Raw genomic sequence first — 11,894 nt, 5'->3', positions numbered from 1 at the left:
GTATGACACGCAACTATCTCATCGGCTTCGCGCTCGCCGCCGCGCTCGGCGCGAGCCAGGCGCAGGCAGAGGATCTGACCGGAACGCTGAAGAACATCAAGGACACCGGCGCGATCACGCTCGGCTACCGCGATTCCTCGATCCCGTTCTCCTATCTCGACGACAACCAGAAGCCAATCGGCTACGCCATGGACATCTGCTACAAGATCGTCTATGCCGTGAAGAAGGAGCTGAAGCTCGACAAGCTCGAGGTCAAGCTCAACCCGGTGACCTCGGCGACGCGCATTCCGCTGATGGCCAACGGCACCGTCGACCTCGAGTGCGGCTCGACCACCAACAATGCCGAGCGCCAGAAGCAGGTCGCCTTCACCAACTCGCACTTCCTGACCGCGAGCCGCTACGTCACCAAGAAGGCGAGCAAGATTAATTCGATCGACGACCTCAAGGGCAAGACGGTGGTCTCGACCGCCGGCACCACCAATATCAAGCAGCTCACCGAGGCCAACCTCGCGCGCGGGCTGAGCGTCAACATCATCCCGGCCAAGGATCATGCCGAGGCCTTCCTGATGGTCGAGACCGATCGTGCCGTGGCCTTCGTGATGGACGACATCCTGCTCGCGAGCCTGGTCGCCGGCTCGAAGTCGCCGGACGACTACGTCATCTCCAAGGACGCGTTCTCCAAGCCCGAGCCCTACGGCATCATGCTGCGCAAGGATGACGCACCGTTCAAGAAGGTCGTCGATGCCGCCACCGCCGCGCTCTACACCAGCGCCGAGGGTGAGAAGATCTACGCCAAGTGGTTCAACCAGAAGATCCCGCCGAAGGGCCTGAACCTCAACGTGCCGCTCGGGCCGGAGCTGAAGAAGCAGTTCACCAAGCCGTCGGACTCGCCCGATCCGGATGCGTATCTGGTCAACTGATCGTACTGCTGCGTTTGACCCGTCGCCTCTCGGCGGCGGGTCCTGAGAGTTAAGTATGTCCGGCCATTTTTGGAGGAGAATGGTCGGGCATTTGCATAGTCGCCAAGCGCGACGTAGACGCCGCGTGTGATGTCGGCGTAATGCGTGATTGGCGCGGGAGCGCGGGGGACCTGTGAACTACAATTGGAACTGGCACATCTTTCTCGAGCCGAACCCGATGGGGACCGGCACCTATCTCGACATGTTGCTGGCGGGACTGGTGGTCACCATCAAGGTGTCGGTGCTCGCCTGGATCATCGCGCTGGTGTTCGGCTCCGTGGTCGGCGTGCTGCGCACGCTGCCGTCGAAGACGGCGTCGTGGATCGGCTTCTGCTGGGTCGAGTTCTTCCGCAACATGCCGCTCTTGGTGCAGCTGTTCCTGTGGTTCTTCGTGCTGCCCGAACTTTTGCCGAGGGCTGCCGGGCTCTGGATGAAGCAGCTGCCGAATGCGCCGTTCTGGACCGCCGCGATCGGTGTCGGCTTCTTCATGTCGGCGCGCGTTGCCGTGCAATTGCAGGCCGGCATCGGCTCGCTGCCGCGCGGCCAGAAGCAGGCCGCAACGGCGCTCGGCTTAACCACGCTGCAGACCTATCGTTATGTGCTGCTGCCGATGGCGTTCCGCATCATCCTGCCGCCGTTGACATCCGAATTCCTCAACACCATCAAGAACAGCGCGGTCGCCATCACCATCGGCCTGATCGAGCTGACCGGCCAGGCCCGTTCGATGCAGGAATTCTCCTTCCAGGTGTTCGAGGCCTTCACGGCGGCCACCGTGCTTTATCTTCTCCTCAATTTCGTCGTGGTGACCGCGATGCGCTTCCTCGAGCGCTACGTCGCGATCCCCGGCTACATCACGGGCAAATGACCATGCTCGGCAGTTTCGATTTCGACGTCATCCGCCGCTCGCTGCCCTATCTGTTCTTCGAGGGCATGCGCTTCACGCTGACCCTGACGGCGCTCGCCGCGTTCGGCGGCCTCGTGTTCGGCACGCTGATCGCCCTGATGCGGTTGTCGAGCTACAAGGTGCTCGGGCGCATCGCCGGCTTCTATGTCGACTTCATCCGCTCGCTGCCGCTGGTGCTGGTGATCTTCTGGTTCTACTTCCTGGTCCCCTATATCGGGCAGTGGGTGACCGGTGCGTCGCGGCCGATCACGGTCGGCGCATTCGCCTCCTCGCTGATCACCTTCATCATCTTCGAGGCGGCCTATTTCTCCGAGATCATGCGCGCCGGCATCCAGTCGATCTCGCGCGGCCAGCCGGCCGCCGCCAACGCGCTCGGCCTGACCTACAGCCAGACCATGCGCTACGTCGTGCTGCCGCAGGCATTCCGCAACATGCTGCCTGTGCTGCTGACGCAGACCATCGTGCTGTTCCAGGACACCTCGCTGGTCTACGTGCTGTCGATCCCGGATTTCCTCGGCGCCGCCAGCAAGGTCGCGCAGCGCGACGGCCGTCTGGTCGAAATGTACCTGTTCGCCGCGCTGGTCTACTTCGTCGTTTCCTGTGTCGCGTCGTTCTTCGTCCGGCGCCTGCAGGCGCGTATTGCCATTGTTCGCTGAACAAACAAGTTGAGCCATCATGATCGAGATCAATCACGTCAACAAATGGTACGGGCCGAGCTTCCAGGCGCTGAAGGACTGCACCACCAGTGTCGCCAAGGGCGAGGTGGTGGTGGTCTGCGGCCCGTCCGGTTCGGGCAAGTCGACCCTGATCAAATGCGTCAACGCGCTGGAGCCGATCCAGGGCGGCGACATCATCCTCGACGGCATCAAGGTAAACGACCCCAAGACCGATTTGCCGAAGCTGCGCTCGCGCGTCGGCATGGTGTTCCAGCACTTCGAGCTGTTTCCGCACTTGCGGATCATCGACAATCTCTGCCTCGCCCAGGAGAAGGTGCTGGGACGCAAGCATGACGACGCCGTGGTCACCGCCATGAAGCTGCTCGATCGCGTCGGGCTGAAGGACCACGCCAAGAAATTCCCCGCAGAATTGTCCGGCGGCCAGCAGCAGCGCGTCGCGATCGCTCGCGCGCTCGCGATGAACCCGATCGCCATGCTGTTCGACGAGCCGACCTCGGCGCTCGACCCCGAGATGATCAGCGAAGTGCTCGACGTGATGGTCGACCTCGCCAGCGAGGGCATGACCATGATGGTCGTGACCCACGAAATGGGCTTTGCCAACAAGGTCGCCGACCGCGTGATCTTCATGGACCGCGGCGAGATCGTCGAGGACGCCAAGAAGGTCGACTTCTTCGGCAAGCCCCGCAGCGACCGCGCGCAGAAGTTCTTGTCGAAGATCTTGCAGCACTGATCTCTCAGCCGTCATTCCGGCGCGATGCGAAGCATCGAACCTCAGGTGCGCAATTGCGCACCGGGGAATCTCGAGATTCCGGGTCTGGTCCTTCGGACCATCCCGGAATGACGGCGGCCGGGGTTTATCCCCGTTAACAATTTGCGTATACGAAGGCCTGAAACTAGTCCTTCGTCCGCAGGAGAACTCGCGTGGAAAAGATCGCTTACGTCAACGGTTCGTTCGTGCCGCATTCCGAGGCCAAGGTCTCGGTGTTCGACCGCGGATTCCTGTTTGCCGACGGCATCTACGAGGTGGCCGCGGTGCTCGAGGGCAAGCTGATCGACAACGCCTCGCATCTGGCGCGGCTCAAGCGTTCGGTCGGCGAGATCCAGCTCGCGCTGCCGGAGACGCTGGAGCGGATCGAGGCGATCCAGAAGGAGCTCGTTGCGCGCAATAACCTCGTCAACGGCATGGTCTATCTCGAGGTCACCCGCGGCGCAGACAAGGGGCGCGACTTCCCGTTCCCGAAGGCCGACGTCAAGCCGACGCTGGTGATGTTCACCTCGGAAAAGGACATCATCAACGCGCCCTCGGCCAAGACCGGCATCAACGTCATCACGGTGCCCGACATCCGCTGGGAGCGGCGCGACATCAAGAGCGTGGCGCTGCTGGCGCAGGTGCTGGCCAAGCAGGCGGCGGCCGCGGCCGGCGCCGGCGAGGCCTGGATGATCGAGGACGGCAAGGTCACCGAGGGCGGCTCGTCCTCGTCCTTCATCGTCACCCAGGACGACGTCATCGTGACCCGGCAGAACGGCAACGAGATCCTGCCCGGCTGCACCCGCAAGGCGGTGGTCAAGCTCGCCGAGGAGCGCCAGCTTCGCATCGAGGAACGCGCCTTCACGGTCGAGGAAGCGCTCGCCGCGAAGGAAGCCTTCATCACCAGCGCCTCGGTGTTCGTGCAGGGCGTGGTCGCGATCGACGGCAAGAAGGTCGGCACTGGCAAGGTCGGCCCGATCACCGACCGCCTGCGCGAGATCTATGTCGAGTTCGCCAAGGCGACTGCGGTTTAAGGCGTCATTGCCGGGCTTGACCCGGCAAGCCATCGCGCTTCGATAGATGGCTTGCTGCTAGCGCAAAGGCCAAACCCGTCACCCTGAGGTGGCCGCTTCTTTAGCGGCCCTCGAAGGGTCGACGGCCACCAGCGGGGCCGTGCATCCTTCGAGGCTCGCAAGAGCTCGCACCTCAGGATGACGGAGAAGGGTTGCGGCCGCCCCTTACGCCGCGACCTTCACCTTCACCGGATGCACCGCGCGGAAGCCGATGGCGATCCGGTTCCAGGCGTTGATAGCGCCGATCAGCGTGGTCAGGTTGACGAGCTCGCTGTCCGAGAACTGCGCGCGCACCGCCTCATAATCGGCGTCGGGCGCGTGCGTTTCCGATACCAGCGTCAGCCCTTCGGTCCAGGCCAGCGCCGCGCGCTCGCGCTCGGAGTAGAGCGGGGACTCGCGCCAGGCGTTGAGCAGATAGAGCCGCTGCTCGGTCTCGCCATGCTTGCGGGCGTCCTCGGTGTGCATGTTGATGCAGTAGGCACAGCCGTTGATCTGCGAGGCCCGGGTCTTGACCAGTTCGATCAGCGATTGCTCGAGACCGCTGGCAGTGATCTGGGTTTCCACCGCGACCAGCGCTTTGATCGTCTCGGGTGCGGCCTGGTAGAAATTCATGCGGGGCTTCATGGTCGTTCTCCTTGGTCGGGGTTGGGGATGAAATTTAGTGTGCGCCGCCGCCGCCGAGCTGGCCGGGCTTCTTCAGGACCAACGTCGCTGCCAGCGCTATGATCAGCGCCACGCCGAGCAGATAGAACGTGTCGCTGAAGGCGAGGATGTAGGCCTGCTTCTGCACGACGTTGCCGATCGCGGCGATGGCACGGTGGGCGGCGGTGGCCTGATCGGCGACGCCGTGATTCATGAAATACTGCGTCATCTGCTCGATCCGGGTGCGGGTGGCCTGCTCCAGCAGCGAGACGGACTGCATCAGCACATTGGAGTGATACTGCTCGCGCTTGGTCAAGAGCGTCTGCAGCACCGCAATGCCGACGGCGCCGCCGAGGTTCCGCATCATGTTGAACAAGGCGGAGGCGGAACCGGCGTTCTCCATCTCGATGCCCGCGGTCGCGACTGCCGACAGCGGAGCCATCACCAGGGCCTGGCCGATGGCGCGGACCACGTTGGGCCAGAACAGCTGATCGGTGGCGTAATCTTTGGTCATGAAGATGTTCATGAAGTTGGAGCCGGCGAACACCGCAAAACCGATGCCGATGATGATGCGGGGATCGAAGCGCTGCATCAGCCGCGGCACCAGCGGGATCAGCAGCAGCTGCGGCAGGCCGGTCCAGGCCAGCACCATGCCGATCTGCTCGGCGTTGTAGCCCTGGATGCGCGCCAGATACTGCGGCAGGATGAACACCGAGCCGTACAGCGCGATGCCGAGCAGGAAGTTGGCCAGCATGCCGAAGCCGAAATTGCGGCGGGCGAGCAGGCGCAGGTTGAGCAGCGGCTTCTCGACGGTGAATTCGACGATCAGGAAGGCTGTCAGCGAGACGGCGGCGATCACCGACAGGCGGACGATGAAGGGCGAGCCGAACCAGTCGTCCTTGTTGCCTTCTTCCAGCACGGTCTGCAGCGCGGCAAGCCCGATCGCCATGGTGATGATGCCGAGCCAGTCGCCCTGGCGGATCAGCGACAGCTTCATCGGGCTCGGATCGAGCGAGACGTACAGCATCGCGATCATCACGGCGCCGGGCACCAGGTTGACATAGAAGATGTACTGCCAGCCCCAGTTCTCGGTGAGATAGCCGCCGATGGTCGGGCCGATCGCGGGCGCGAACGTCGCCGACAGAGCGAACAGCGCAAGCCCGATCGGCTGCTTCGCCTTGGGCAGCAACGTGATGATCAGCGTGAACGCCATCGGGATCAGCACGCCGCCTGTAAAACCCTGGATGGCGCGCAGCGCGATCATCTGCGGCAGATCCTGCGCCAGCGCGCACGCCGCCGAGAACACCAGGAACAGGGCTGCGTTGGTGAGCAGATAGATGCGCACCGAGAACACCTGCGCGAGCCAGCCGGAGAGCGGGATCACCACGATCTCGGCGATCAGGTAAGAGGTCGAGATCCAGCCGCCATCGTCAATCCCGGCGCCGATCGCGCCCTGCACGTCGGCGAGCGAGGCGTTGACGATCTGGATGTTGAGCACCGCCATGAACGCCCCGAGCGTGGCGCCGATCACCGCGATCCAGGTTTTCGTGGGGATCGCAGGCGTCGCCGGCGTGGCGGGCGGGGTGAGGGTAGCAGCGTCGGCTGCATTGACGGTGGGCTGGAGCGCGGTCATCGGAGTGTTTCCTGCTTGCCCGCGCAAGATGCATTAGGCGGCCGGTTTCGATAATCCGGGAAAGACTGGAAGGATTGTCCTCTTGTAATTGATAATCGCGCTGTGGTTTGCGCTCGTGACTGCGGCAGCGGCCACTGCAACACGGGCTCAGCTCGCGCAGGCGATTGGTTTGTGAGGTGAGCACGCCTCTCAGGCTCCCTCCCCCGCAAGCGCAGGGCTGTCCGGGGAATGATTCACTGTGTCGCGGTGCATGCTCGGCAAAACCGAGGCAAATCGGTCTTTTCTGGTTGTCGAGACACAGAAGGCCGAGCATGCGATTTCGCGATAGCATTTTTAGTAGGCTGCTTGAACCGATCAATCGGCGGCAGTTTCAGACGGCTGTGGATCGTCTGGACGGGGATGCCTACGACAAGTCGTTCAAGAGCTGGGATCACCTGGTAGCGCTGATCTATGCGCAGTTGAGCGGGAACAACAGCCTGCGCGCCGTGGTGACCGGCTTCAACGCCAATCCTCAGCATCACTATCATCTGGGCACCGGCAGGTTGTCCCGCTCGACGCTGTCGGATGCCAATACCCGCCGCCCGTCCAGCATTTTTGCGCAAACCTTTGCACGATTGTCGGCGATGGCAAGCCGGCAGTTGCGGGGCGAAGGCAAGGAGATGGTGCGCCTGATCGACGCCAGTCCGATCCCGCTTGGCAAAGTTTGCACCTGGGCGGTGTGGAACGGCCGCATCCGCGGCATGAAGCTGCACGTGGTCTACGATCCCAAGGGCGATATCCCGAAGTGCGTCGAGGTGACGGCTGCCAACGTCAACGATATCGAGATCGGTCGCCAGACTCCGATCCAGGCCGGCACAACCTACGTGTTCGACAAGGGATATTGCCGTTTCGACTGGTGGCAGAAGATCAATGATAGCAAGGCTTTCTTCGTGACCCGGCCGAAGACGAGCATCCGGCTACGCGCGGTCAGGCATCGCACCATCCGCAACAGCAAGGGGGACGGCTTCAGGATCATCGTCGACGACGAGGTGAAGCTCACCAGTAAGGGCGACTCGCGTTTGCCTATACCGCTGCGGCGCATCAAGGTCAGGCGGGAGAACGGCGGCGTGATCACGCTTCTCACCAACGATACGACCCGAACGGCCGTCGAGATCGCCGCCCTCTACAAGAGCCGGTGGCAGATCGAACTGCTGTTCCGCTGGATCAAGCAGCACCTCGACATCCGCAAGTTCCTCGGCACCAACGACAATGCAATCCGCCTGCAAGTGCTTGCTGCGATGATTGCCTACCTACTGTTGCGCATTGCCGCGCGGACCAACTGCATCAAAATGCTGCCGCTCAGGCTCGCCGAACTCGTCAGCCAGTTCCTGTTCACCCGGCGAGCCTTCGCCAGCATCGACAAGCCTCCGCCAATCAACCCTAGCCGCCGCAAATGCAGAACGCCCCTCAACCAGATGGAACTCTGCTATGGTTGAATTTCCCCGGACAGCCCTGCCACAAGCGGGAGAGGGTGGGGAGAGGGGTGCCCCGGGCATTGGTGCCGGAGACTACGCGAGCCGCTTCAATCCTGCTGACGCGTTACTAGCGGCAGTCGCGATCCGTCTGACGTCAGAGCAAGCGGCACCCCTCTCCCCAACCCTCCCCCGCAGGGGGGGAGGGAGCCCTGTCGCCGGTGATCGCGGCACGAAGAACACGACGTAGGGGGCATAGCAAAAACGCGATCGACCACCGATGCGGTGATCGATCGCGTCAATTGAATCGAAGAGTGTTTAAGCGCTACCCGCCACTCGGCCGCGTCACTGATGCCAGCCGCCGCTTCTCTTCACGATCGGCCAGCACGGTCGCCTTGGTATTGACGGTCGGGATCGCCGACATGCCCGGACGCAGCAGGCCGGTGAGGCTGCGGTCGTCGAGCACGATCTTGACCGGCACGCGCTGCACGATCTTGGTGAAATTGCCGGTGGCGTTGTCGGGCGGCAGCAGCGCGAATTCGAGACCGCTGGCCGGCGACAGGCTGTCGACATGGCCCTTCAGCGTGGTGCCGCGGAAACTGTCGACGGTGAGTTCGACCGGCTGGCCGTTGCGCACATGGGTCAGCTGCGTCTCCTTGAAATTGGCGACCACATAGACCGCATCGAGCGGCACCACCGCCATCAGCTGGGTGCCGGCCTGCACATATTGCCCGACGCGGAGCGTCCGGGCGCCGACCGTGCCGTCGACCGGCGCGGTGATTTTTGTGTAGGACAAATTGAGCTCGGCCTGCTGCTCGACCGCGCGGGCCCGGTCGGCCTGCGCAACAGCCTGGGCACGCTGCGTGGTCAGCACGTCGACCTTGCGCTGCGCCGCCGACAGCGCCGACTTGGCGTGCTGCAGCTGCGCGGTGTTGGCGCGCAGAGCCGCGTCAGTCTGCTGCGCACGCTGAATGGTGCCGGAGCCGGACTTCATCAGCCCGTCGTAGCGGGTCTGTTCTTCCTGCGCGAATTTCAGATTGGCCTCGGCGGCTTCGACATCGGCAGTGCTCTGATCGATGATTGGCTGTTGCAGGTCGAGCTGGGCATCGAGGTTGCGCACCGAGGCTCCAGCGGCGTCGACATCGGCCTTGGCCTGGCCGAGCGCCGTGCGGTAGTCACGATCATCGATCTGGGCCAGCAACTGGCCGGCCTTCACCGGCTGGTTGTCGGTGACCAGCACGCGGGCGATGTAGCCCGACACTTTCGGCGCGATGATCGTGGAGTCCGCCTTCACATAGGCGTCGTCGGTCGATTCGAGGTAGCGGCCGGTGGTGAGGTAGTCGTAGCCGAAGTCGGCGGCGGCGATGATGCCCAGTCCCGCGGCGAGGCCGAGCGCCACCCGCTTGATCGCCTTGCGGGACGGGCGAAGACCAATTTTAGCTGATTCTTCAGGGGTATAGGTCGTGGTCGACATGGCGTCCTCCTGGTCGAAATCTGCGTCCTTCCAGAAAGGGCGCCTGCCAGGCCCCCTAGATGCAATATCCTCCCGGCTGTGATAATCCCGATAAAACTGGAAGCATTATCAAGCCAGCGCTGATAATCCGGACCTGCCGAATGGATCGCCTGACCAGCCTGACCGCCTTCGTCCGGGTCGTGGATTCCGGCGGCTTCTCGGCGGCCGGCCGCAAGCTCAACATGTCCACCACCATGGTGAGCAACCACGTGCAGTCGCTGGAGGACCGGCTCGGCGCGCGGCTGCTCAACCGCACCACGCGCAAGGTCAGCCTCACCGAAATCGGCCAGGCCTATTACGACCGCTGCGTCCAGATCCTCGCCGATATCGAGCAGGCCGATGAAGTCGCCAGTGCGCAGCAATCGGTGCCGCGCGGCACGCTGCGCATCTACACCAACACCCATGTCGTGCAGTTCCTCTCGCCCGCGGTCGTCGAGTTCCTGGCGACGTATCCCGACGTCAAGGTCGATCTCGCGATTGGCGAGCGCAATGTCGACCTGATCGACGAGAATTTCGATCTCGCGGTGAGGATGATCCCGCCGCCCGATTCCAGCCTGATCGTGCGCAACATCGCAACCTGGCGGCACGTGCTGTGCTGCTCGCACAGCTACATCGCGCAGCACGGCAAGCCCGAGCAGCTCGCCGACCTCACTGATCGCAACTGTATCCGTCACATCAGCTATCCCTTCGACGAATGGCGCTTCGTCGACCGCAAGGGCGCGCCGGCATCGGTCCGGGCCTCGGGCAATCTGATCTCCAACAGCGGCGAGACGCTGAAGCTCGCCGCAATGGCGGGCGTCGGCGTTTACTTGGCGGCCGGCTTCCTGGTGCGCGACGAGCTGGAGTCAGGCGAATTGGTCCGGCTGTTGCCGGAGTACCGGCCGGTCGAGCTGACGATGAACGCGGTCTATCCGCACCGCCATCATCTCTCGGCCAAGGTCCGCACCTTCATCGACCTCCTGGTGCATCACGCCACCGAGCAGCAGAAGCTGATCAATCCGTATTCGTGAGGAGCGGTGTGTTCGAGCTTGCTAACGCTACGCTCCCAAATCTATCTCCGTCATCCTGAGGTGCGAGCTCTTGCGAGCCTCGAAGGATCGACGGCCACCAGCCGGGCCGTTCATCCTTCGAGGCTCGCTCCGCTCGCACCTCAGGATGACGGGTCTGGCAGCACAGCGTTTCCTTCCGCGTCATGACCGCCCGGCATCCCTTGCATGGCCACTGCGTGTATGAAGGACGCAGCAGCTGCGCCGGGGCCGTTGATGATGTTGCGATACCTGACCACCATTCTGTTCGCGATCGCAGCAAATGTGCTGCTGCAGGCGCCGGCGCTCGCCGGCTATCCCGACCATATCGTGAAAATCGTGGTGCCGTTCGCGCCGGGGGGCGGCACCGATGCCGTCGCGCGCACGCTGGCGCAGGAGATGCAGAAGGATCTCGGCGTCACAATCATCATCGAGAACAAGCCGGGGGCGGGCACCATCATCGGCACCCAGAGCGTCGCGACCAGTCCGGCCGACGGCTACACGCTGCTGATGGCGACCTTCGCCAACGCCGTCAATCCGAGCCTTTACCGCAAGCTGCCCTATGACGCGCACAAGGACTTTGCGCCCGTGGCGCTGGTGGCGCGCTCGTTCAACGTCGTGGTGGTCAATCCGGCTTCGCCGATCAAGTCGATCGCAGACCTGATCGCGGCCGCGAAGGCCGATCCGGAAAAGCTCTCCTACGGGACCTATGGCACCGGCACCTCGGCGCATCTGGCCGGCGAGTTGTTCAAGCACATGGCGTCCGTCAATCTCACCACCGTTCCCTACAAGGGCGCGGCGCCCGCGATCACGGACCTGATGGGCGGCCAGATCCAGGTGATGTTCACCACGGTCGCAAGCTGCGCCTCGCTGGTCGAGGCTGGGCAGCTGCGCGCGATCGGAGTCACTTCGGCCGAGCGTTCGGCCTCGTTCCCGCAACTGCCGACGGTCTCGGAAGCCGGCGTATCCGGCTACGCCGCGGAATCCTGGTACGGCCTTTACGCGCCAGCAAACACGCCGTCAGAGGTCATCGACCGCCTCAACAAGTCCGCGGCCAAGGCCGTGCAGGCGGAGGCCTTCAAGAGGCTCAGCGTCAATGAGGGCCTCGTGATGGTGGCCCAGCCGCCGGCCGAGCTCGACCGCTACTTTGCCGGCGAGGAGGCGCGCTGGCGCAAGGTGATCCAGGACGCCGGCATCAAGGCCGAATAGGCGGCATGCACAGCACAGCGATCACACCTTTTAGCATCGCCATGAGCAACTGTGATTCTA

At 63.4% G+C, this 11,894-nt stretch carries 11 protein-coding genes; 8 read left to right on the top strand and 3 right to left on the bottom strand.

All coding sequences use genetic code 11. The features are described 5' to 3' along the window. Positions 1-2: 2 nt before the first annotated feature. The 5 genes from HAP54_RS03970 (at position 3) to HAP54_RS03950 (ending at position 4,322) form a co-directional block, all read left to right on the top strand. Positions 3-920, top strand: a complete 918-nt coding sequence (locus HAP54_RS03970; protein WP_166298833.1) for an amino acid ABC transporter substrate-binding protein — start codon at positions 3-5, stop codon at positions 918-920. Positions 921-1,092: 172 nt separating this feature from the next. After that, positions 1,093-1,824: an amino acid ABC transporter permease gene (locus HAP54_RS03965; protein ID WP_166298832.1), complete on the top strand. Its 732-nt coding sequence runs from the start codon at positions 1,093-1,095 to the stop codon at positions 1,822-1,824. A gap of 2 nt (positions 1,825-1,826) precedes the next feature. Next, on the top strand, positions 1,827-2,519 hold the full coding sequence (locus tag HAP54_RS03960; protein ID WP_029079324.1) for an amino acid ABC transporter permease: 693 nt from the start codon (positions 1,827-1,829) through the stop codon (positions 2,517-2,519). A 19-nt stretch (positions 2,520-2,538) separates the two neighbouring features. Next, positions 2,539-3,270, top strand: coding sequence for an amino acid ABC transporter ATP-binding protein (locus tag HAP54_RS03955; protein ID WP_166298831.1), 732 nt, complete (start codon positions 2,539-2,541; stop codon positions 3,268-3,270). 191 nt (positions 3,271-3,461) lie between these two features. Further along, complete coding sequence (locus HAP54_RS03950) at positions 3,462-4,322, top strand: D-amino-acid transaminase (protein WP_166298830.1); 861 nt, start codon at positions 3,462-3,464, stop codon at positions 4,320-4,322. Between the two features lie 204 nt (positions 4,323-4,526). On the opposite strand, the gene HAP54_RS03945 is transcribed toward HAP54_RS03950, so the two are convergent. Both HAP54_RS03945 and HAP54_RS03940 read right to left on the bottom strand, forming a co-directional pair. Further along, positions 4,527-4,985, bottom strand: coding sequence for a carboxymuconolactone decarboxylase family protein (locus tag HAP54_RS03945; RefSeq protein WP_166298829.1), 459 nt, complete (start codon positions 4,983-4,985; stop codon positions 4,527-4,529). A gap of 34 nt (positions 4,986-5,019) precedes the next feature. After that, a complete protein-coding gene (locus HAP54_RS03940; protein ID WP_166298828.1) occupies positions 5,020-6,636 on the bottom strand; it encodes an MDR family MFS transporter in 1,617 nt (538 codons plus the stop codon). Positions 6,637-6,947: 311 nt separating this feature from the next. Between HAP54_RS03940 and HAP54_RS03935 the strand changes: the two genes are divergently transcribed. Continuing rightward, positions 6,948-8,111, top strand: coding sequence for an IS4 family transposase (locus tag HAP54_RS03935; protein WP_166298459.1), 1,164 nt, complete (start codon positions 6,948-6,950; stop codon positions 8,109-8,111). A 301-nt stretch (positions 8,112-8,412) separates the two neighbouring features. On the opposite strand, the gene HAP54_RS03930 is transcribed toward HAP54_RS03935, so the two are convergent. After that, the gene (locus tag HAP54_RS03930; protein ID WP_166298827.1) at positions 8,413-9,561 is read right to left on the bottom strand and encodes an HlyD family secretion protein; all 1,149 of its coding nucleotides are present in this window, start codon (positions 9,559-9,561) and stop codon (positions 8,413-8,415) included. Between the two features lie 140 nt (positions 9,562-9,701). Here HAP54_RS03930 and HAP54_RS03925 point away from each other — a divergent pair, with 140 nt between their 5' ends. Then, positions 9,702-10,610 (top strand): LysR family transcriptional regulator, encoded by a 909-nt coding sequence (locus HAP54_RS03925; RefSeq protein ID WP_166298826.1) that lies wholly within the window; start codon positions 9,702-9,704, stop codon positions 10,608-10,610. Positions 10,611-10,829: 219 nt separating this feature from the next. Next, entirely contained in the window at positions 10,830-11,834 is a 1,005-nt protein-coding gene (locus HAP54_RS03920) for a tripartite tricarboxylate transporter substrate binding protein (protein ID WP_224741380.1), read from the top strand. Positions 11,835-11,894 lie beyond the last annotated feature (60 nt).

Origin of the sequence: Bradyrhizobium sp. 2S1 (assembly GCF_011516625.5) — a bacterium.
Classification (GTDB): Bacteria; Pseudomonadota; Alphaproteobacteria; order Rhizobiales; family Xanthobacteraceae; genus Bradyrhizobium; species Bradyrhizobium septentrionale.
This window is presented reverse-complemented; position numbering and strand designations above follow the sequence as displayed.